The following is a 22,546-nucleotide window of genomic DNA, read 5'->3' on the forward strand; positions in this document are numbered from 1 at the left end:
AGCGCGTGGCAACGTGCCGTCGTCGATCGGTACTTCGATCGGGCGCGAACCTTCCGGGCCGGGAGTGCGGTGGGCAGCCAAAGTGGCCGCAGTCTAAGACCCGCTTCGCCTGACAGGGGGGCGGCGCGCGGGGGGACGTGACCTTTGGCCTACGCCGGTCCGAGCAGAACGCCCGCCTGGCGCAAGCGCGCGAGCTCTTCGTCACCGAACCCGCTCTCGCGCAGCGCCGCACCCGAGTGCTGCCCGAACCCCGGCGCCGCGAACGCCGGCGGCCCCGGTGTGCGCCCGAACCGGATCGAGCGCGTGACGCCGCGGTAGCGGCCGAGCGAAGGGTGCTCCAGCTCGCCGACCATGTCCTCGGCCAGCACCTGCGGATGGTCGAACATGTCCTCGATGCGCCGCGCGGCGGCGCAAGGCACCTCGTCGCCGAAGAGCGTCTCCCATTCCAGCGCGCTGCGTGACGCCAGCGCCGCATGCAGCTGCGGCACGATCTCCGCGGCATGCTCGGCGCGCTGGCGCACGGTGGCGTAGCGCGGATCGGACGCCAGCGCGTCGAGCCCGGTCTTGCGGCACAGCGCGGCCCAGAAATGCGGCGTGTTGGCCGACAGGTAGAGGTGGCCGTCGCGCGTCGGGTGAATGCCGGTGACGCCTCCGGAGCGCATGTCGCGGCCGATGTCACGCGGCTCGCCCTCGGCCCACACCAGCCGTGCGGACTGCATCGTCAGCGCGCTGCGCAGCAGCGAGATGCCGACGTACTGTCCGAGCCCGCTCTTCTCGCGCTCGTACAGCGCCGACGCGACGCCGGCGGCCAGCAGCGCCGCGGCGTAGTAGTCGACCACCGAGCCGTAGACCAGCTCCGGCGCACCGCCGAGCCGGCCCTGCAGCTCGCACATGCCGGTCATCGTCTGCAGCACCTGGTCGTAGCCGGCCTTGTCCTTCAGCGGCCCGGTCTCGCCGTAGCCGCTGACGGCGCAGTAGATCAGCCGCGGGTTCAGCGCCTGCAGCTGCTCGAAGGCGATGCCGAGCCGCTTCGGCACGCTGGGGCGGAAGTTGTGCACCAGCACGTCGGCCTCGCGGGCCAGGCGCAGCAGCACGGCCAGGCCGTCGGGCTTCTTCAGGTCGAGCGCGATGCCGCGCTTGCTGCGGTTGACGCCGACGAAGGCCCGGCTCTCCGCCGCCAGCGTCGATGGGTACTTGCGCAGGTTGTCGCCGTCCGGTGGTTCGATCTTCAGCACCTCGGCGCCCTGGTCGGCGAGCAGCGTGCAGCCGTAGGGGCCGGCGATGTAGGCCGACAGGTCGAGCACGTGCACGCCGGAGAGGGGACCCGGGGCACCGGTGCGGAAGGTAGAGGGCGAGGGCATGGTGAGGCGGTCTAGTCGATCGGCGGCTCGTCGGTCGCCGGCGGCTCGTCGGCCGGGGCCAGCGACAGCCAGGTCAGGCGCCAGGCGCCGTGGCTGCGGCCGCCGGCACGGTAATAGGGCGCAAAGTGGATGGGTGGGCGGTCGGCGAGGTTCAGCCGCAGCAGCGGTCCGTCGCCGCTGGCGTCGCCGGGCAGCGTGTCGACGCAGCCGGGCGGAGCAGTGCGGTCCAGCGCGCCGTCGGGCAAGCGGATCGTCTCGGCACTCTTGAAGCCGTCGATCAGCCCGTCGGTCGCGTAGACCAGCGGTCCGCGCAGCAGCGCGACGACGTCCTGCCGCAGCACTTCCTGGCGCACGGTCGACCCGTCCGGCGCACGCGACTCCTGCACGTTGCGGTGGCAGTGGACCTCGAAGCGCGCGGCGATCGGCAGCTGGAGCACGATGCGTTCACCGTCGTGCCAGCTGCGGTCGAGCAGCACGAAGTGGCCGGCTTCGGCCGGCAACGGCACCTGGCCGGCGAGCTGCAGCGTTGCGCCGGCGGCCCACGGCGGAATGCGCAGCTTCAGCGCCAGCCGCAGCGGCTCGGCGCAGCGGATCACCAGCTCGATGCGGCCATCGAAGGGGTAGGCCGTGTATGCTTGCACGCAAAGCACGCGACCATCGGGCAGCGTGGCGCGCACGTCGGCCGGCCCGATCAGGTTCATCGCCAGCATCGGCACCGCGCCGGTGATGTCGAGCGACCAGGCCGCCAGCGCCAGCTCTTCGAGCGCCATCGCGCCGCTGGACTTGCAGCAGCGCCAGTAGGTCGTGTGCACGCGCCGGCCGTTCGGGAAGACGTAGTAGCACCAGTCCTCGCCATTCGGCGCCAGCGCGCCGAGCAGGTCGTTGTAGGCACTGCGCTCGATCTCGTCGGCGTAGCGCGCATCGCCGGTCAGCTGCAGCAGCTCGCGGTTCAGCTGGATCCAGGCCAGCGTCGAGCAGGTCTCGACGTAGGCCTGCGGGCTGAAGCTGCCCGGTGCGTTGAAGACTTCGCGCGAGCGGTGCGCGACCCCGCCCCAGGGACCGCCGCCGAGCGTCAGGTGGTGCGTGCGGATGCTGGTCCACAGCGCCTCGACCGCGCGCATCAAGTCCTCACGACCGGTCGCGTGCCACAGCTTGGCCAGGCCGACCAGGTTCCACTGCAGCTGGTAGGCCTTAGCCGTGGCGATGTCGGCGGCGTCGGCGCCGGCCAGCGCCTGGCGCAGCAGCTGCAGCCGCGGCTCGGCATCCGCCTGTTCGAGCACGCGCAGCGCGAGCTGCAGGTAACGCGGCTCGCCGGTGTCCAGGTACAGCTGGGCGGCCGGATCGAGCAGCACCGTCGCCGACAGGCCGTGGTGGTTGCCGAGCGTGGTGATGTCGAGGCCGCCTTCGGTCAACACCTGCAGGCACAGGTCGCCGATGCGGCAGGCGGCGTCGAGCAGGCGCTGCTCGGGGAAGTGGCGATGCACCTCCAGCAGGCCGAGCATCAGGTAGGCGTGGATCCAGATGTCCCAGGTGCGGCGCGCCGGTGCGCCGTCCCAGGTACCGGGTTTGGGCGGCTGCGGCACGCTGAAGCGGTGCGTGGCCGCGTAGGTTCCGAGGTAGCCGTCGGGCTGCTGCTGGCCGGCGAGCCAGCGCGCGGCGTGCTGGACGCGTTCGCGCAGCGTTGCATCGCCGCTGCGCGCGGCGGCGCGTGCGGCGGCGATCAGCCATTTGCCGGCATGCTCGCCGTACCAGTCACCCTCGGTGTTGCGCTCGCGGTGCTCGGGCCCGAAGAGCCGCAGCGCCGGGCTCGCTTCGTCGACGATGAAGCTCGACAGCCGACCGCGCTGGCTGGCGCCGATCGCCTCGCCGAGCAGTCCGCCGAGCGTGACGTCGAGCGTGCTGGCCGTCGTCGCGTGATTCATCGCTCGTGTCCCCGGGCTTGCGCTCCACCACCAGGCGATGGTCACGCCACGTCCACCACGCAGCGGAATCCGATGCAGGCCGAGCGGTCCTTGCCCGGCGCCATCAGCAGGTACTTGCCGTGCTGGTCGAGCCGCTGCGCCTGCGGGAAGTACCAGTGCGAGGTCTGCGGCAGGTACGCGCTGCCGCCGCGCAGCACCGCGGCGCGGGTGTGTTCGTCCTCGAACTCGTCGGTCCACTGCCAGACGTTGCCGATCAGGTCGAGCACGCCGAACGGGCTGGCGCCCTCGGGATAGGCGTCGACGTCGGCCGGCGGGCCGAGCACACGATCACGCTGCGTCGGCGGCACGGCGTGGGGATTCCAGGCATTGCCCCAGGGATAGAGCCGGCCATCGCTGCCTTGCGCGGCGTATTGCCATTCCCATTCGTGCGGCAGCCGCTTGTGGGCCCACGCGGCGTAGGCGCGGGCGTCTTCGAGGCTGATCCAGGTCACCGGCTTGTTCGACCAGCCGGCGCGCGGCGCGCCATGGACCCAGTCGCGCAGGAAGTTGTGGGTGTCGCGCGGTTGGTAGCCGCTGGCTTCGATGAAGGCGTGGAACTGCTGGTTGGTGACCAGCGTGCGGTCGATGTGAAATGGTTGCAATTGCATCCGATGCCGATGGAAGCGGCGCGCGCTCGACTCCCACGGGTATTGCACGTCGACGCCGTCCCATTGCTGGCCTTCGATCTCGACGCCGCCGACGACGAAGTCGAAAGCGCCACCGGGGATGCGGACCATGCCGGGCGGCGGCTCGGCGATCGGCGCCGTGCGCTCGATCGGCACGCAGCTTTGCGGCAGCGAGCGCCAAACGGTCGACAGCGATTGCAGCGGTGTGCGGGCGAGCTCGGCCATGCGCGCGAGGAAGGCGTCGAGGCCGTCGACGGTGATGCCGGGCGCGATGGCCAGCACGGCGCCGTAACCCTGCGCTTCCAGTTCGAAGTCCAAGATGTCGCTAACGCCATCTTGACGCGGCTTCAATTCGCGACCGTGCCAGAGGTCGAGGTAACGTACGCCCTCGACATGCGGCAACGCGAGCTGTTCACCGGCGATCGGCGACTCGGTGCGATTGACGACGGTCCACAGCGTCGATCCGTCACCCGGAAAGCGGCTCGCGTACACGCCGCGCTGCAAGGTCGGGTAGTACGGTGTCCATTCCGCGCTGACCAGCAGCGCCGGAAACTGCCGGTAGATCGCCGCGATGCGCCGCAGCGTCTCGGCATCGCGCTCGACCAACTGGTTCCAGATGCCCCAGACGTTCTCCCAGGCGACATAGCCGATGCCGTTGAAGAAGCAGTACTGCAGGTCGTTGGTGCGCAGCCGGCCCCAGCGGTTCTCGACGTTGATCATGTGGCGCGGTTCGAGCCACTTCCACTTGGCGACCGCCGGCACCACGTCGGCCGGCACCTTCTTGCCCCAGCTCTGCACGTTCCAGATCAGCGCCTCCTCGGCCGACATCGTCGACTCGGGCTGCAGCACGACCGGGCAGCCGCGGGCGTCGCAGGCGTCGTAGAACGCGCGCGGCACGCCGTTGTAGGTGTCGCCGTTCAGGCCGTCGGCGCCGGTGGCCGCGAAGACCTCGGCGATCGCCTGCCAGTCGGATCGGCCGGTCGGCCGCGTGCCGTTGTCCCAAGGCTTGGTCGGCAGGAACACGCGCACGCCGCGGCGGTGGAAATCGGCGATCGCGCCCTTCAGGCCGTCGAGCCCGCCGGGCAGGTCGTGCGCCAGGTCGATCTGGTTGCGGTCGTCGATGCCGATGTTCGGGTAGACGTACCAGATCAGCACGCTGTCGACGCCGCCATAACGCCGTTCCAGATCGTCCAGGTAGCGGTCGACGGTGTAGCGGCCTTCGATGGGGTCGTAGAAGTAGCGGTCCTCGACCATCATCTGCACGTGCACGACATTGCGCTGCGCCCACTGCAGCTCCGGCCGGCGGTAGGCCGCGTCGTCGTAGCCGATGCGGATCAGGTGCTCGTGGCGCCATTCGCGCAGGCCTTGCAGCCAGTCGGCCGAGGCGGCGTTGACATCGATCTGCCAGTGGCCGATCTCGGCGAAAGGCCAGCCCGGCGCCTTGCCCGGCGTCGGCAGGTAGCGGCCGGTCGTCACGTGCGAGAACTTCACGCTCGACGTGTGGCCGCTGCCCGGTGCGAAGGCGATTGCGTCGGAGGGATCTGTGTCGTTCATGGGTTGATCGTCGAGGAGGATGCCGCGAGCAGGGCATCCACCGCGCTCGCGTCCGGGATGCTGTCCTGCGCACCGTGCCGCGTGCAGGCGAGGGCGGCAGCGGCGCTGGCGCGGCGCAGCGCGCCCGCCAGGGTTTCGCCCCGGCTCAACGCCGCCACCAGCACGCCGCAAAAAGTGTCGCCGGCGGCGGTGGTGTCGACCGCCTGCACCGCGAATCCCGGCTGCTGCAGCCGGCCGGCGGGGGTCTTCGCGATGCAGCCGCGTTCGCCGAGCGTGACGATCACGGTCGGCACCGGCAACTGCTGCAGGCGCTCGTCGAGCGTGCCGTGGCTGCCGGTCAGCGCGGCGAACTCGCCTTCGTTGACGATCAGCAGGTCGATCGACGACAGCAGCGCGGCCGGCAGCGCCTGCGCCGGCGCCGCGTTCAGCACGACGCTGACGCGGGCGGTGCGCGCGGCCGCGGCGTAGGCCGACACGCTGGCCAGCGGGATCTCCAGTTGCAGCAGCAGGTGGCTGACGCCCGTCAGCACCGGCAGGTGCGTCGGCTCGAGCCGCGCATTGGCGCCCGGCGCCACGGTGATCGCGTTCTCGGCCGCATCGGACACGCAGATGAAGGCGGTGCCGGTCGGCGTGTCGGCAAATCGAACGGCATGCAGCGCGACGCCTGCTGCGCGCAGCGAGGCTTCGATCGGCGCTGCGAAGGTGTCCTCGCCGAAAGCCGCCAGCAGGGCGGTCACCGCGCCGCCGGCGCGCGCCGCGGCCACCGCCTGATTCGCGCCCTTGCCGCCGGGGTAGGTGCGGAACTCGCGGCCGAGCACGGTTTCGCCGGGGGCGGGAATGTGCGGCGCGCGGACGACGAAATCGAGGTTCGCCGAGCCGGCGACCAGGATCGAGGAGGCTTGCGTGCTGTTCATCGGGCGAGTGTCCCGCGTGCTGCGTTGGCGCACCAGCCGGCTCAAGGGCGCAGCGCCTGGTAGACGAGGTTCTGGAACGCGGCGTACGGCCGCGGCAGGTCGGCGCGGTGATCGCTCGGCAGGTGCTGCATCAGCAGAATGGCCACCAGACGCTCCTCGCGATCGAGGGTGAACCAGGTCGTCGCCGAGCCGGTCCAGCCGAACTGGCCGATCGAGCCGAGGCGGCCGCGCGCGGCCGGGTCCAGCAGCACCGAGCCACCGAGGCCGAAGCCTTCGCCGGGTGATCCCGGCATCGTCGGCGGCTGCAGCGCCGACAGGTGGTTGCGCATCATCAGCTCGACGGTCTTGCGGCCGAGCAGCTGCACGCCGTCCAGCGTGCCGCCGTTCAACAGCATCTGCGCGAAGCGTGCGTAGTCGGCGGCCGTCGAATACAGCCCGCCGGCGCCGCTGGGGTAGGACTTTTGCATCACGCCCGGGGCGGGGGTGTCGATGCGCTGCAGGCGGTCGTCGGCGCCCATCATCGTCAGCTCGACGATGCGGTGGCGTTGTGCCGGCGGCACCTCGAAGCCGGTGTCGACCATGCCGAGCGGCCCGAGGATGCGCTGCTGCACGAAGCGGTCGAAGGGTTCCTTGGCGACCACCTCGACGAGGCGGCAGGCGACTTCGGTGTTGACGCCGTCATAGGCGAAGCGTGTCCCGGGTTCGGCGCCGAGCGGCACGCGGGCGACGCGGTCCGCGTACTCGCGCAGGCTGGTGGCGCCATCGAGATCCACGCCGGCCAGCCCTTCGAGCGCGAAACCTGCCGTGTGTGTCAGCAGGTGCCGCACGGCAATCGACCGTGCAAAGGCCGGCAGGTAACGTGCAACAGGATCGTCCAGCCCGAGCCGGCCTTCCTCGACCAGCATCATCACCGCGACCGTCGCAATCAGCTTGCTCATCGAACGGATGCGAAAGATCGAATCGGTCTGCATCGGCAGGCTGCGCGCCAGGTCGCGGTGGCCATGCGCCTGCTGGAACACGATGCGGCCATCGCGCGCGATCAGCGCGACGACGCCCATGTAGCCGCCGGGCGCCGTCGAGCGTTGCAGGAAACCGCTCAGCCGCTCCAGCCGTTCAGGCGCGAAGCCGGCCTCGGTCGCCGGTGCCGCCACTGCCGAACAGCACAGCGCCAGCGTCGCGACCCAGTTGCGCCATCGCGGCATCAGAAGGTCAGCGTGTGCGAGATCGAGACCACGCGGCCGCGGCCCGACCAGTAGTTGCGGAAACCCACCACCTGCGACCAGCTCAGGATGTAGAACTTGTCGGTCAGGTTCTCGATGCCGAGCGTGAACTTGCCCCAGCGGCCGGCCTCGTAGTCGACGCTGAAATCGACCAGGGTGTAGCCCTTGGTGTGCTCCTCGCCGGCGGGCTTGCCGACGTTGATGTCGCGCGAGAACAGCGTCGTCGCGCCCAGCGTCACTTCGGAGCCGGGCAGGAACTTCCAGGTGCCCGACAGCGCGAGCTTGTCCGGGTTGATGTCGTTGACGCCCATCTCGCGATCCAGCGGGCCGCCGCGCGTGAACCAGGTCTTGCCGCGAATGCGCGAGTACAGGCCGTTGAAGCGCCAGTCCTTCGCGACGTTCAATTCGCCCGACAGCTCGAGGCCCTTGATGCGCACCGGCAGCCGGTTCATCACGAAGTCGTTGGTCACGGGGTCGATCGACAGCGAGACGCCCAAGTCCGACTTCGAGTCGTAGTACGACGCGCTGAACGAGCCCAGCTTGCCGCGCCAGTTCAGGCCGATCTCCTGGTTCTTCACGATGATCGCCTGCAGGTCGAGGATGCCCTGCACCGACTGGCCCGGCTGGTTGACGTTGCGCAGCGGGATGCCGACGTTCGGCAGCGTGAAGCCCTTGCCGACCGACACGAAGGTCGACCAGCCGGCCGGCAGCTTCAGCACCGCGCCGAGGTTCGACAGGTTCGCGGTGTAGTCGAGCGTGCCGCCTTGTACCGCGACGCGGTTGCGGAAATACGTGGTGGTGTACGAGTCGACGTGCAATTCGCCGTCCTCGCGCCGCAGGCCGCCGGACACCGTCAGCGGCCCGACTTCGTACGACAGCTGGCCATAGGGCGCGACGCTCTTGTAGATCATCGGCGGCACCCACAGCCGATCGGTCAGTGCGAGGCGCTGGTCGGCCTCGTCCCGCACGACATCGACGCCGGTGCGCAGCTCCAGTCCCTGCAGGCCGAAGATGTCCTGGCGCGACCACGCGGTGCGCAGGCCCTGCTTCTTCGCGCGGATTTCCGATTGATCGATCAGCGTGCCGAGCGGCGCGATCAGCGGGTCCTGGCGGTCTTCGCCGCTCTCGGCCGGGTAGCGCATCGCCTGCTTCGCGACGTAGGCGTTGATGCTCAGCTGGCCGCCGCCGAGGTTGGCATGGTCGTACGAGACCTGGGTCTGCTGGAAGTCGTTGAACTCGGTCTTCGCGCCCAGCGGCGCGCCGGGCAAGGAGGTGTTGGTGATGCCGAGATTGCGGTCGCCGTCGACGAGGTGGTAGTTGCCCTTGCCGGTGATCTTGAAGTCGGCCAGCGAAGCCTGGATGCGCTGGTCGTTGTCGGTGCCGAAGTTGACGCCGCCCTTGACGAAGACGTTGTTGGCCTTCGAGTCCGCCACCGAGCCGCTGGTGTTCAGGCCGATGCGGCGGCCGTTGCCGTCGTAGCTGATGCCGCGGTCGATGTGCGCCACCGAGGCCAGCAGGTCCCAGCGGTCATCCTTGTGCGCGTAGTTGAAGCCGAGCTTCCAGCTGTCGGAGTCGTCCTTGAACTGCGTCGAGTAGCGGCTGACCACCTGGAATTCGTCGCCCGGCTTGGTCGGCGTCTTCGATATGTAGTTGATGATGCCGCCGGCCGCGCCGATGCCTTCGGAGGCCGATGGGCCGTTGATCACCTCGATGCGGCCGACCACGCCCATGTCGGTGAAGGTGGCGTTGCGCGTGCCTTCGCGCAACGGCGAGCCCTGCGGCACGCCGTCGAACAGGCGCAGCGGAATGCGGCCGCGCAGCGTCTCGCCGGTGTTGCTCATCGCCTGCGACGATTCCGAGTAGCCCGGCACCGAGCGCGCCAGCACCGCGCTGGCGTCCTCGGTCAGGGCGAGCGTGTTCTGCACCTCTTCCTTGCCGATCACGGTGATCGCGCCGGGGATCTTGTCGACGGCCTTCGCGGTGCGCGTGCCGGTCGTGATGACGGTCTGGACCTTTTCCTCCGCTTTCGGATCGGTGGTCGAAGTCGAGGTCTGCGCGTAGGCGGCATGCACTGCGGCGGCGAGCAGCAGAGGTGCGAGCGTGGCCGGAAGTTGTCTCATGTCTCGCTATCGTTGTGGTGAAAGGCGCAGCGAGTCTCGGGCCTCGGCCCGGCCCGACAAATCATCCGCGGCTATGTTCAGCCGCTACTTTTTCTTGCTTGCGGCCGGCACCTTGCTCGTGCGCTTCATCAGCCCGCGCGCCTCTTCGAGGAAGGCGTTGACGAGCCGGATGCGCACCGTCGCGCGCGACCACACGATGCCCATGCGGCGCGGCTCGAAGGGCATCGGCAGGGGGATGCGCACGAGCTTCAGCCCCTCGGGCCAGGGCCGCGACCAGTCGGGCACCAATGACACGCCGAGCCCGCGGTCGACCATCACCGCGATCGCGTTCAGCGCATTCAGCTCGAAGCGCTCCTGCGGCGCGATGCCGGCGAGCTGCAGGTACTGCTCGGCGAGCCGCCCGCCCCATTGCTGGCGGTCGAAGCGGATCAGCGGCTCGTTGGCCAGCAGCTCGTGCGGATCACGCCCGGCCATGGCTTGCGGCGCCAGCACCACCAGCGGCTCCTCGCGCAGCAGCAGCCAGTCGCAGGTCTTCGGCAGCGCATAGGGCGCCTGCAGCACGATCGCCGCATCGAGCTCGCCGCTCTCGACGGCGCGGTACAGCTCGGGCGAGAAGCCCGGCTTGATGAAGACCTTGATGCGCGGAAAGCGCTCGACCATGCGCGCCAGGATGTCGGGCAGCATGCCGGTCAGCGCATTGGTGCCGGCGCCCAGGCGCAATTCGCCGGCGGTGTTCTCGTCGTTGGCCAGCGCGCTCAGGTCGGCGACGTCGTGCAGCAGCTGCCGCGCACGCTCGAGGATGCGCGCACCGGCCTCGGTGATGCTGACGGTGCGACCGGCGCGCGCGAACAGCGGTGCGCCGATCTCGCGCTCCAGCGTGCGGATCTGCTGCGCCACCGCCGCCGGCGTGACGTTCAGCAGCCGCGCCGCGGCGGCCATCGAGCCCTGGTCGGCGACGGTGACGAAGGTGTTCAGGAACTGGGTATCCACGAGCGGCATTTCAGCAGAAACGACGACGACGGCGCCGCGGCGCGACGGCATGATCCGTCCGGTTGCGGGCGGCGTCGCTCGCCGGGAGGCACAGCGTCATGGCGAATCAGGAAATCACCTTCGTCTTCAGCGGCCGCGCGCTGCCGTCGGGCCAGGCCTCGATGCGCGCCGCCGGCACCGTGCGCGGGGCCGCGCAGCTCGGCGCGCAGCGCAGCAGTGGCGAGACGGTGCGCCTGAGCGCGCGGCCCGGCGAAGACGTGGTCGTGCTGCAGATCGCCAACGGCCCGGCGCTGTACCTGCATCCGGAAGACGCGCGCGCGCTGCTGCTGGCGCAGGCCTCGGCCGCCGATGGCTCGAAGCCGGTGCGCGGCGCCGCGGCGGGCACCGCGGCCGACGAAGTCGCGGTGCCGCCGCAGCTGGCGTGGCCCGCGGCACCGGGCAGCGCCGCGGCCGCGACCCGCGGCGGCGACGGCGCGGGCGGGCTGCTGGGCCAGGTGTGGGTCAGCGGCATCGAGATCGTCACCGGCTTCACCAAGGATGCGGCCGCCGACCTGGCCGCCGCCGCCGTGACGCGCAAGGTCGATGGCCAGGTCGAGACCGGCCTGTACCGGCTCGACGAGCACCACCTGCCGCGCTTGAAGGGCTCGGGCCGGCGGATCGAGCAGGCACCGGCGCGCGCCGGCAACCCGCCGCTGCTGGTGCTGCTGCACGGCACCTTCGTCGAGACCACCAGCACCTTCGGCGCGTGGTGGGCCAAACACCCGCAGCGCGTGCGCGCGCTGTTCGAGCGTTATGGCCGCGACGGCGTCTACGCTTTCGACCACAAGACGCTCGGCGACAGCCCGCTGGCCAACGCGCTGGCGCTGGCACAGGCGCTGCCCGACGGCGCCAAGCTGCACCTCGTCACGCATTCGCGCGGCGGGCTGGTGGCCGAAGCGCTGGTGCGCGCCTGCGCCGAGGCCGCGGTCGGCGTGCAGGACGACCCGTTCGCAGCGCCCGGCCACGCGGCGCACGGCCGCGACCTGAAGGCGCTGCGCAAGCTGGTCGCCGAGCGGCATCTCAGCGTCGAGCGCGTCGTGCGCGTGGCGTGCCCGGCGCGCGGCACGCTGCTGGCGTCGAAGCGGCTGACCGCCTACCTGTCGGTGCTGAAATGGGGGCTCGAGCTGGCGCAGGTGCCGGTGGCGCCCGAGCTGGTCGACTTCCTGACCGAGGTCGCGCGCCGCCGCGAGGACCCGCAGAAGATCCCCGGCCTGGCGGCGATGATTCCCGACAACCCGCTCGTGCAGTGGCTGACCGGGCCGATCGAGGCCGTGCCGTCGAGCCTGCGCGTGGTGGCCGGCGACATGGAAGGCGACTCGATCGTCTCGTGGCTGAAGACGCTGGCCAGCGACGCCTTCTACTGGACCGACAACGACCTCGTCGTGCAGACGCGCTCGATGTACGGCGGCGTGCCGCGCCGCGCCGACGGTGCCGCCGGCAGTGGCGCCAGCTTCCTGCTCGACCAGGGTGGCAGCGTCAGCCACTTCAACTACTTCAGCAACGAACGCAGCGTCGATGCGATCACCCGCGCGCTGCTCGACGACGCGCCCGCCGGCTTCGCGACCATCGGCCCGCTGTCGTGGGCCGGCGAGCATGCCAGCGGCACGCGCGCCGCGCGGCGCTCGCACGCCGATCCGTCGCAGGTGCCGGCGGTGTTCCTGCTGCCCGGCATCCTGGGCTCGAACCTGAAGGTCGACGGCAAGCGCGTCTGGCTCGGCTGGCGCTTCTTCAACAGCCTGAAGTCGCTCGACATCCGCCAGCCTGGCGGCGAGGTGCTGCCCGACGGGCCGATCGGCGTCATCTACGACAAGCTCGCCGCCTACCTGTCGGACAGCCACGAGGTGCACGAGTTCGCCTACGACTGGCGTGTGCCGCTGGAGCAGGAAGCGCGGCGCCTGGCCGATGAGATCGCCGCGGCGCTCGAGCTGCGCAAGGCCAGCCGCCAGCCGGTGCGCATCGTCGCGCACTCGATGGGCGGGCTGCTGGCGCGCACGATGCAGCTCGAGCGGCCCGCGGTCTGGCGCGACATGATGGCGCGGCCGGATGCGCGGCTGCTGATGCTGGGCACGCCGAACGGCGGCTCGTGGGCGCCGATGCAGGTGCTGAGCGGCGACGACACCTTCGGCAATACGCTGGTGGCCACCGGCGCGCTGTTCGACGATGCCGGCGCGCGGAAGATGATGGCGCAGCTGCCCGGCTTCATCCAGCTGCAGGCGGCGCTGCTGGACGCGTCGCCGGGGCTGGCGTCGCGCGAGGTCTGGCAGGCGCTGGCCGACGAGGACTTCCGCATGGCCACGCAGTACAACCTGTGGCATTCCGACGAGCGCCAGCTGTCGGTCTACCGCTGGGGCGTGCCGGAGCAGCCGGTGATCGATCAGGCGGTGGCCTTGCGCAAGCGGCTCGATGCACAGCTGCCGCAGCTCGCCGCCGACGCGGCGCGGATGCTGCTGGTCGTCGGCCACGCGAAGTTCACGCCGGCCGGCATCCGCACCGTCGAGGCCGGCATCGAGTACCTCGATGCGCCGGAACGGGGCGACGGCCGCGTCACCTTCGCGAGCGCCAGCCTGCCGCAGGTGCGCACCTGGCGCGTCGACGCGTCGCATGGCGACCTGCCGCGCGAGAGCGACGCCTTTGCCGGCTACCTCGAGCTGCTCGACAAAGGCGACACCCGCCTGCTCGACAGCGCCGGCGCGCCGGCCGGCGTGCGCGGCGCGGGCGCTGCGCCCGCCGACGAAGGTGCGGTGCGGCTGCAGCCGGCGCGGCCCGCGCGCCAGGCCACCGCCGGCAGCGGCCGGCCGCCGAGCGACGTCGCGGCGATGTTCGGCACGATGCCCTCGCAGCCGGTCGGCGCGGCCGGCGCTGCGCCGGAGCCGGCGCTGCACGTCAGCGTGGTCAATGGCGACCTGCGCTTCATCAGCCAGCCGCTGCTGCTCGGCCACTACCAGTCGATGAAGCTGAGCGGGGCCGAGTACGTCGTCGACCAGCTGCTCGGCGGCACGATGTCGCAGTCGCTCGCCACCGGCCTGTACCCGACGGCGCCGGCCTCGCACCAGGTGTTCGTCAACCGCTTCGGCCAGCCCGGCGATCCCTTCGTGCTGCCGCGGCCCGAGGCGGTGATCATTGCCGGCCTCGGTGCCGAGGGCCAGTTGCGCATCCGCGAGCTCTGCGACACGGTGCGCCAGGCGACGATCGCCTATGCGCAGCGCGTGGCCGAATCGGCCGCGGCGCCGACCACCGGCTTCGAGCTCGCGGCCACGCTGATCGGCAGCGGCGGCACCGGCATCAGCGCCGGCAGCGCGGCGCGCGCCGTGGCCACCGGCGTGCGCGAGGCCAATGCGCGCCTGGCGCGCCACGGCTGGCCGCTGGTGCGCGAGCTCAGGCTGATCGAGCTGTTCCTCGACCGCGCCACCGAGGCGCACCAGGCGCTGCGCATGCTGGCCAGCGCACGCGCCGCCGACTTCCAGTTGCACCCGGTGGTGCGGCAGGGCAGCTCGCCGCTGCGCCGCCCGCCCGGCTACGGCTACCGCGGCTCGCCCTACGACCTGATCAGCGTGACGCAGGCCGCCAGCGAGCGCGCGCCGCTGGAATTCACGCTCGACAGCCGCAGCGCGCGCAACGAGGTGCGCGGCCAGCGCACGCAGTCGAGCCTGGTCGCCGAGATGATCCGCGCCGGCGCCAGCGACACGATGCGCGACGCGCGCATCGGCCGCACGCTGTTCAACCTGCTGGTGCCGCTGGAGCTGACACCCTTCCTCGGCGCGTCGACCGCGGTGGTGCTGCAGGTCGACGCTCGCACGGCCCAGGTGCCGTGGGAGCTGCTCGACACCGCCGGCGACGACCAGGCGAGCGCGGCCGACCCGCGGCCGTGGTCGGTGCGCACGGCGATGATCCGCCAGCTGCGCACCGAGGTCTTTCGCGAGGCGCCGGCGCGCGCGTCGAAGGAAGACGCGGTGCTGGTGATCGGAAGCCCGAAGCTCACCGGCGGCCAATTCGCGCCGCTGCCGGCGGCCGAACGCGAAGCGCGCGCCGTGGCCGCCGCGCTCGGCGCGCAGCCGCTGATCGACCGCGGCGCGCTGGACATCGTCAACGCGCTGATGGAGCGGCCTTACCGCATCGTGCACATCGCCGGCCACGGCCAGCTCGACGACAAGGATCCGACGAAGACCGGCGTCGTGCTGTCCGGCGACGCGGTGCTCGGCCAGTGCGAGATCGAAGGCATGCGCCAGGTGCCGGAGCTGGCCTTCATCAACTGCTGCCACCTCGGGGCGATCACCTCCGGCGGCCTTGCGCCGCCGACGCTCGCGCACCAGCAGCCGCTGTTCGCCGCCAACGTCGCCGAGGCGCTGATCCGCATCGGCGTGCGCTGCGTCATCGCCGCCGGCTGGGCGGTGGAGGATGTCGCCGCCCAGGTCTTCGCCACCGCCTTCTACAAGGCGCTGCTCGGCGGCGAGCGCTTCGTCGATGCGGTCGGCCAGGCGCGCGAGGCGGCGTGGCACGCCAGCCCCGCCGGCAACACCTGGGCCGCCTACCAGTGTTACGGCGATCCGGACTGGAGCCTCACGAACGGCAAGGCGCAGGCGGCGACGACGCCGGCCGAGCGTCTGGCACGTTATGCGATCGTCTCGGCGCCTGGCCTGGCGATCGAGCTCGAGGGCATCGCCGTCAAGGCGCGCAACGAATCGAGCGCCAAGCGCAAGGACGAGCTGCAGGCCGACGTCGAGCAGATCGAGGCCTCGTTCAAGACCGTCTGGGGCCGCGTCGGCGCGGTGGCCGAGGCCTTCGGCGTCGCTTACGCCGAGACCGGCAACCGCGACGCAGCGATCGCCTGGTACCGCGCCGCGGTGGCGGCCGAGGACGGCAGCGCGTCACTGCGCGCGGCCGAGCAGCTCGGCAACCTGCTGGCGCGGCAGGCCGAACGCCAGGCCGACATCGCCGCGGCGCGGCAGCAGATCGGCGAGGCGGTGGCGCTGCTCGAGGACCTGGCGCGGCTGCATCCGACCAGCGAGCGGCTGAGCCTGCTCGGCTCGGCGTGGAAGCGGCTGGCGATGCGGGAAGAGCGCGAGGGCCATGCCGCGCAGCGCCGCGCGGCGGTCGAGAAGATGGTCAAGGCCTACGCCGAGGCCGAGCGCCTGGCGCACGACGAAGCGATCGAGAAGGTCTTCTACCCGGCGATGAACCGCATGCATGGCGAGCTGATCCTGCACCGCGGCGAGGACGCCTGGCCGGGCTTCGACCCGGCGTCGGTCGCGCTGGTGCGGCAATCGCTGCAGGCCCAGCTGGCCGACCCCGACTTCTGGTCTGTCACCGGGGGCATCGAGCTCGAGCTGTACGTGGCCGCGGCCGCCCGCGCGCTCGAAGCGGCGTGGCCCGGCCTGGTGCAGCGGCTGACCGACACGCACGCGCGCGCGCCGGATGCCGGCAAGTGGGACTCGGTCTACGCGCAGGCGCGCTTCGTCTTCGGCGAAACGCCGGCCGCCGGCATCGAGGCCGACGTGGTGGCGCTGCTGAAGAAGCTTGCGGGCAAGTGATGTCGCGGGCCGCGTTCAGTCCCGTCAGCACGCGTACGCTGCGCCGGACCGAGTTATCCGCCCGCTCGACGGGCGTGCAGGTCATCCCGGCAATCCTCGCGGACCGCGGGGTTCTTCTGGGCACCACACAGGGCGGCACCCTCCGAGACCCGGCCGCTGGAGGCCAATGCGGCCGCCTCGCGGCGCGGTGTGCGGACCACCGTGCGCACCTTGGCGCCGGCCGTGCGCTCCAGCGGGACCGCGACCTGCGGCAAGGCGGGTCGCTCGGGCTGCAGCGTGCCCGGCGCGGTGGCGCTGGCGCGCTTCTCGTCCAGCGTCAGCAGCCGCGGCTGCGGTTTGGAGGCCGGTGCAGGTGCCGGCGCCGAAGCGGCCGGGCGCACGATCACGGTCTGCGAGGTCTGTGCCGACAGCGACAGCGCTGTCAGCGACAGCAGCAGTGCCGGCAGGTGCCGGCAGGGCCGAAGCCATCGTTGCGGTTTCATCATTCCGTCAGCGTGCGCGCGCCATCGGCCGGCCTGCGTAGGACGACGCGCTGTCGTCGCATAGGGCAGCGAACTACGCGGTGGCGCGGGTCGATGCAGCCGACGCGCCGGCCGATCCGGCCGGGGTCGTCCATGTCGCACCGACCGCCGGGATTGGTACCGAGCCGTACCCCCCAAGATCGAAGGTCTGGTGAACCCTGGTTGCAGGGCAATTCGAGGTCGAAACGAGGGTTCTCCCGCAGCGCAGCATAACGGTCGGCCGTACTAAATTTCGCACCGCGTCGCACGGGCTATCGTCCGATCGGCGCGGACCCCGCGGTGCGCCCGAAGCGCCTGCCGGCGGCCGTGGGCTCGCAACGTTCGCGCAGCCGACGGCCGGAATCCCCGCCGCGCACCCGCGGCGGCTCTCGTGATCCGACTGCCGCGGCCGCCGCGGCGGCTGTTCCCGTCGCTGCCGTGGTTGCCGTGGCGCTCGGGAAGGCCGTGTCTCTAACGCGTTATCACGTTCAATCGTTGCCGTGCGCCGACCCCCGATGCCGGGGTGTCGCGTGCGCGCGGCTGCCTGCATCCATCGTTTTCGGAGTGTTCCAGATGATCGCATTGCAGCGCCCGCGGGCGCCCATGTATTCCCGGTTCCTGGCCAGCGTGACGCTCGCGCTGTCCGCACTGACCGCCGGCCAGTCGGCCGTCGCGGCGAACAATGACCCGATCGTGCTGGTGCACGGTTTTCTCGGCTTCGGGCCGCACGAGCTGCAGGGCACCGGCTTCAAGTACTGGGGCGGTTTCAACGATCTGCAGTCCTACCTGAGGACGCGAAACGGCTCGCACCCCGTGCACACGGCCACCGTCGGCCCGGTCAGCTCGAACTGGGACCGGGCGGTGGAGCTGTACACCCAGATCAAGGGCGGCTGCGCCGACTACGGCGCCAAGCAGACGGCCAAGTACGCGGCCTGGGGCAAGATCCAGAAGCCTGCCGGCAAGTGCTGGGCCGCGGATCCGAACAACAATCCGAACAACTATCCGCCGGCGCTGTATCCGCAATGGGACGCCGCGCACCCGATCCACGTCATCGCGCACAGCCAGGGTGGACAGACCGTGCGCACGCTGATCCAGCTGCTGGAGAACGGCTCGCCCAACGGCAACGAGGGCGGCGGCGCGCTCTACACCGGCGGCAAGATCGGCTGGGTGAAGAGCGCCACCACCCTGTCCAGCCCGCACGACGGCACCACGCTGCGCGACGTGATCGTCGACTTCGTGCCGAAGGTGTCCGAGCTCGCCGGCAAGATCATCGAGGTCGCCGGCCTGGGCGGCAGCAGTGGCGCGCTCTACAACTTCGAGCTGGAGCAGTACGGCCTCGCGCAGGGGCCGGCCGAAAGCCTGCCGGACTTCATCAGCCGCACCCGCGGCGCACCGTTCTGGTCGCTGACGAACAAGGATTCGGCGCAGTGGGACCTCAGCCCGGACGGCGCCAGGCAGCTCAACGGCTGGGTCAAGACCTCGCCGAACGTCTACTACTTCTCCATCGGCAGCAAGGCGACCGAGCAGGGCTCGTTCTGCTGCAACGGCACCGACCGCGTCATCGCGCCGCTCCAGAGCAGCAGCTACCAGTACGCACGCAGCGACATGATCTTCTTCACCAAGCCGACCGCGGGTGAATGGGTGGTGCCGTCGATCTTCACGCGTGGCATGGGCTCGTACACGCAGTCGGATCCGAGCCGGGTGGTCATCAACAGCAGCTGGTTTCCCAACGACGGCGTGGTCAACACGATCAGCATGCGCGGCCCGAGCGGGCAGCCGTCGCGCAACCACAGCGGCGCGCCGGTGCGCGGCACCTGGAACTACCTGGGCTACTACAACCAGTACGACCACTTCGACGTGATCGGCTGGCTGCTGCCGGCGTCGGCGGTGTTTCCGATCTACGACAACATCACCAACATCCTCTACGGGCTGTAAAGCACGCCATGGCAACGGCACGATTCCTGGGCGGGATCGTCGCGGCTTCGGCCGTGGCGATCGCCGGGGCGCTGATCTCGGGGAGCGACGAGGACACTTCGCCCCGCGCGGCGACGGAATCGGCGCCGTTGCCGGTCAGGCACGCGGTCGCGCGCGTCCCCGCCGCGTCCACCCGCGAGGTGCCAGTAGAAAAGCCCGCCGCGCCGCCCGCCCCGGCGGCGGTGCTGCAGGTGCCGACGCCGGCCCGAATGCACGAGGTCGAACGCGAGGTGGTGCGCCTGCGCGAGGCCGGCGGCAGCGATGATGACGCTTATCGCCTGCGCGCCCTTGCGCTCAGCCCGGGAATCGCTGCGCAACTGGCGGAGATCGAGGCGGCCGAACGCGCCTGGCAGCACGACCAAGCGCAGCGCGCGGCAGTCGCACCAGCGCCTCAACCCCAACTGGTGATCGAGTAGACAGTGTCCACCGCCGCGTCAGGCGTCGCGGTAGATCGTCAAGCCCTTCAACGACACCTTGGGCCGCGGGAACAGCCAGCTCGCCGCGTAGCCGATCACGATGCACAGCAGGATCGAGATCGCCAGATAGAAATACGGGTGCACGAGCTTGAACCACCAGGCGATCGTCGTCAGCACGATGCTGCCCGCGATGCCGATCGCCACACCCTGCGCATTGGCGCGGCGCGTGAACATGCCCAGCGTGTAGGCGCCGGCGAAGCCGCCGCCGAGCAGGCCGGCCAACTCGATCGAGACGTCGAACAGCGAATGGATGTCGTAGCGCGACAGCACCAGCGCAAAGCCGATGCCGATCAGGCCGGCGACGACGGTCATGATTTCCGCGAACAGCACGCTCTTGCGCGGCGTCGGGTGCTTGACGAGCTTCTCGTAGAAGTCGACCGAAGCCAGCGTCGAGACGCTGTTCATGATGCTCGAGAGCGTGGCCATTGCGGCCGCGAAGATGCCGGCGATGATCAGGCCGGTGATGCCCATCGGCAGCTCGGCGGCGATGAACAGCGGAAAGGTCGCGTCGATGCCGAGCAGCGGGTTCATGCGCTCGGGATGGTTCTTGTAATAGACAAAGAGCGCGGTGCCGATCGAATAGAAGACGAAGCCGCCGGGGATCATGATCGCCGCGAAGGCCCAGATCGAGCGGCCGGCGTCCTTGTCGTTCTTCGTCGACAGCGTGCGCTGCATCAGCACCTGGTCCTTCGGGAAGGTCAGCACCACGTCGAACAGCACCAGGAAGATGAAGCCCCAGACGGTGGCCTTGGTCAGGTCGAAGCTGAAGTCGAAGAGTTTGGTCTTGTTCTCTGCCGCCGCGGTGCGCACGAATTCGCCAACGCCGCCGTCGAGCGCGAAGACCATGAAGCCGATCGCGAACAGCGCGCCGCCCATCTTGACGACCAGCTGCACGACATCGGTCCACACCACCGCCTTCATGCCGCCCATCGCGGTGTAGACGATCGTGAAGCCGCCCATCATCAGCACGCTCCAGACCACGTCGATGCCGGTGATCGTCGCGATCGCCAGCGACGGCAGGAACAGGATCACGCTCATCCGGCTGCCCAACTGCACCAGGATGCACAGCGCGCTCGACAACATGCGAATCGCGGGGTGGAAGCGTGTCTCGAGGTACGAGAACACGCTCATCAGGTCGAGCCGGCGCAGCAGCGGGACGATCCAGACCGCGACGAACATCAGCCCGATCACCGCGACCAGGTTGTTCGTCAGGTACTGCCAGTTGGTCTCGAAAGCCTTGGCGGGAATCGCGATGTAGCTGATCGAGCTGGTGTTCGCCGCATAGAGGCTGACGCCTGCCGCCCAGAACGGGATCGAGCGGCCGCCGACGAAGAACTCGGCCGTCGACTGGCGCTTCTCGCGCAGGTAGAAGTACAGCCCGATGCCGAGCATGCCGACCAGGTAGACCACGATCACGATCCAGTCCAGCCACTTCAGCAGCAGCTTGCCGGCTTCGATCTCGATGATGCCGACGGCGGTCTCGCCGCCGCTCGGGGCCGCGCGGCTGTAGACGAGGCCGTTTCGCCACGGCGCGCTGACCTGCACGCTGTGAATCTGCGCCGGCGGCAGCGCAGCCCAGGCATTGGTGATGGTGTGCAGCGTCATCGGCTGCGGCGCGGCGTCAGGCGTGGTGCGCAGCAGGTACAACAAGTGCGCCTGGCCGGTGGCACGGGCAGCACCAGGCAGGATGGCTCCCGGTGCCGGCGTGCGGGCTTGCCATCCGCCATCGGCCGACCAGCGCCAGACTGAGTCGCCGGGGCTCGCCGGCACGCTGACGAAGAGCGCGCCGGTCTGCCCGACCAGCGTGCTGGCGGCACCGCCGTTCGGCCACAGCGGCAGCGCCGTCCACGCCGGCGCTGCCAGCAGCGGCTCGATGCGCAGCAGCCGCGGCGCGCCGTCGGCCGCGATGCCGGTGATCAGCAGTGCGGCGCCGAGCAGCGTGCCGCGCGGCTGGCGCAGCGCTTCGGGCAACGGCGGCAGCTCGCGCGTCGCGAAGCCATCGATGCCACTGTCGACGCGGGCGATGCGCTCGACCGCGTTGGACGCTCCAATCAGAAGGTATGACTCGGGCCCGCGCCCGACCACGCCGAGCAGCGGCGCCGGCGGCCGCCAGGGCAGCGCCGACCAGCCGCTGCGCGCGGCATCGAGCTGCCAGGCGCCGTGGCGGCCGAAGGCGAGCAGGCTCTCACCCGACGCGGCGAAGCCGATCACTTCGCCCGGCACAGCCGGCAGGTCCTGCGTGCGCAAGGTCGGCAGCGGTGCCGCTCGAGCCGGCAACGGTGACAACAACAGCATCAGCGCGACCAGCAGCCAAGCTGCCCCAGCCGCGGCAAGGGATCGAAAGCTCATTCGGAAGTGGGTGTTGTCGAAGCGGCGGCGGCCAGCAGCGCCCGCGCGCGGTGCAGGTACGGAGTGTCGATCATGCGGCCGTCGACGACGAAGGCGCCGCGGCCTTCGGCCTGCGCCACAGCCGCCGCGTCGATCACGCGGCGCGCGAAGGCCAGCTCGTCGGCACCGGGCGCGAACACCGCATGCGCCCAGGCGATCTGCTTCGGGTGGATGCAGCTCTTGCCGGCGAAGCCGAGCGCACGGGCCAAACGCGCTTCGGCCATGAAGCCGTCGGCGTCGTCGAGGCCGGGCCAGGCGCCGTCGATCGCCGCGACGCCGGCCTCCGCCGCCGCCAGCCGCAGCGCGAACATCGCGGCGTGCACGCTGGCCAGGTCATCGCGACGGATGGCGGCCGGCTCGAACAGATCACCCAGGCCGAGCTGCAAGGCCGCGATGCGCGGGTGGGCGAGCGCGATCTCGGCGGCGCAGCGCAGCGCCTTCGGTGTCTCGATGTTCACCAGCAGCTGCATCGGCTGTGCGGCGCCGGCGCCGGCTTCGGCGCGTTCGATCTGCTCGACCGCGGCGCGCAACTGCTCGGCGCTGTGAATCTTCGGCAGGTTCAGCCAGCGCGCCGCGCTGCCGGCGATCGCCGCGACATCGCGCTCGAACTCCGTCGTGCCGGGTGCATTGCAGCGCACGATCAGCCAGGCCGGCGTGGCATGCGCCGCAACGCTGTGCACGAAGGCGGCGACCTGTGCGCGCGCCTCGGCCTTGGCATCGGCGGGCACCGCGTCTTCCAGGTCGAACGACACCGCATCGGCGCCGCTGGCCAGCGCTGTCGCAAAGCGCTGCGGCTGCGTGCCGGGCACGAAGAGCTTGCTACGCATGGGGCGGCTTCATCACGCGGCGCAGTGTGGCGAAACGCCGGCGCCGAAAAAGCCGTCCGCACTAGCTT

At 70.6% G+C, this 22,546-nt stretch carries 13 protein-coding genes; 3 read left to right on the forward strand and 10 right to left on the reverse strand.

The genetic code is table 11. The annotated features are described in order from the left end of the window. Nucleotides 1-149: 149 nt before the first annotated feature. From HLB44_RS02320 to HLB44_RS02350, 7 genes are all read right to left on the reverse strand, one after another. Nucleotides 150-1,361, reverse strand: a complete 1,212-nt coding sequence (locus HLB44_RS02320; protein WP_173120189.1) for a CaiB/BaiF CoA transferase family protein — start codon at nucleotides 1,359-1,361, stop codon at nucleotides 150-152. A gap of 11 nt (nucleotides 1,362-1,372) precedes the next feature. Continuing rightward, entirely contained in the window at nucleotides 1,373-3,283 is a 1,911-nt protein-coding gene (locus tag HLB44_RS02325) for a glycoside hydrolase family 127 protein (RefSeq protein WP_173120191.1), read from the reverse strand. Nucleotides 3,284-3,324: 41 nt separating this feature from the next. After that, the gene (locus HLB44_RS02330) at nucleotides 3,325-5,502 is read right to left on the reverse strand and encodes a formylglycine-generating enzyme family protein (RefSeq protein WP_173120193.1); all 2,178 of its coding nucleotides are present in this window, start codon (nucleotides 5,500-5,502) and stop codon (nucleotides 3,325-3,327) included. Further along, nucleotides 5,499-6,416 (reverse strand): ribokinase, encoded by a 918-nt coding sequence (locus HLB44_RS02335; RefSeq protein WP_173120195.1) that lies wholly within the window; start codon nucleotides 6,414-6,416, stop codon nucleotides 5,499-5,501. Before HLB44_RS02335 ends, HLB44_RS02330 begins: the two co-directional genes overlap by 4 nt. Before the next feature lie 41 nt (nucleotides 6,417-6,457). Further along, nucleotides 6,458-7,618 (reverse strand): serine hydrolase domain-containing protein, encoded by a 1,161-nt coding sequence (locus HLB44_RS02340; RefSeq protein ID WP_173120197.1) that lies wholly within the window; start codon nucleotides 7,616-7,618, stop codon nucleotides 6,458-6,460. Further along, entirely contained in the window at nucleotides 7,618-9,756 is a 2,139-nt protein-coding gene (locus HLB44_RS37730) for a TonB-dependent receptor (protein WP_173120199.1), read from the reverse strand. The genes HLB44_RS02340 and HLB44_RS37730 overlap by 1 nt, the downstream gene beginning before the upstream one ends. 84 nt (nucleotides 9,757-9,840) lie before the next feature. Next, nucleotides 9,841-10,746: a LysR substrate-binding domain-containing protein gene (locus tag HLB44_RS02350; protein WP_173120201.1), complete on the reverse strand. Its 906-nt coding sequence runs from the start codon at nucleotides 10,744-10,746 to the stop codon at nucleotides 9,841-9,843. 98 nt (nucleotides 10,747-10,844) lie between these two features. Between HLB44_RS02350 and HLB44_RS02355 the strand changes: the two genes are divergently transcribed. Further along, nucleotides 10,845-16,313 (forward strand): CHAT domain-containing protein, encoded by a 5,469-nt coding sequence (locus tag HLB44_RS02355; RefSeq protein WP_173120203.1) that lies wholly within the window; start codon nucleotides 10,845-10,847, stop codon nucleotides 16,311-16,313. 53 nt (nucleotides 16,314-16,366) lie between these two features. Here HLB44_RS02355 and HLB44_RS02360 read toward each other — a convergent pair whose 3' ends face one another. Then, on the reverse strand, nucleotides 16,367-16,795 hold the full coding sequence (locus HLB44_RS02360) for a hypothetical protein (protein WP_173120205.1): 429 nt from the start codon (nucleotides 16,793-16,795) through the stop codon (nucleotides 16,367-16,369). Between the two features lie 621 nt (nucleotides 16,796-17,416). Between HLB44_RS02360 and HLB44_RS02365 the strand changes: the two genes are divergently transcribed. Next, complete coding sequence (locus HLB44_RS02365; RefSeq protein WP_173120207.1) at nucleotides 17,417-18,748, forward strand: esterase/lipase family protein; 1,332 nt, start codon at nucleotides 17,417-17,419, stop codon at nucleotides 18,746-18,748. An 8-nt stretch (nucleotides 18,749-18,756) separates the two neighbouring features. Beyond that, on the forward strand, nucleotides 18,757-19,203 hold the full coding sequence (locus HLB44_RS02370; RefSeq protein ID WP_173120209.1) for a hypothetical protein: 447 nt from the start codon (nucleotides 18,757-18,759) through the stop codon (nucleotides 19,201-19,203). 18 nt (nucleotides 19,204-19,221) lie between these two features. On the opposite strand, the gene HLB44_RS02375 is transcribed toward HLB44_RS02370, so the two are convergent. Further along, entirely contained in the window at nucleotides 19,222-21,612 is a 2,391-nt protein-coding gene (locus tag HLB44_RS02375) for a sodium:solute symporter (protein WP_173120211.1), read from the reverse strand. Then, a complete protein-coding gene (locus tag HLB44_RS02380) occupies nucleotides 21,609-22,478 on the reverse strand; it encodes an HpcH/HpaI aldolase/citrate lyase family protein (protein WP_173120213.1) in 870 nt (289 codons plus the stop codon). Before HLB44_RS02380 ends, HLB44_RS02375 begins: the two co-directional genes overlap by 4 nt. Nucleotides 22,479-22,546 lie beyond the last annotated feature (68 nt).

The sequence above is a fragment of the Pseudaquabacterium terrae genome (genome assembly GCF_013266755.1).
In the GTDB taxonomy this organism is placed as follows: Bacteria; Pseudomonadota; Gammaproteobacteria; order Burkholderiales; family Burkholderiaceae_C; genus Pseudaquabacterium; species Pseudaquabacterium terrae.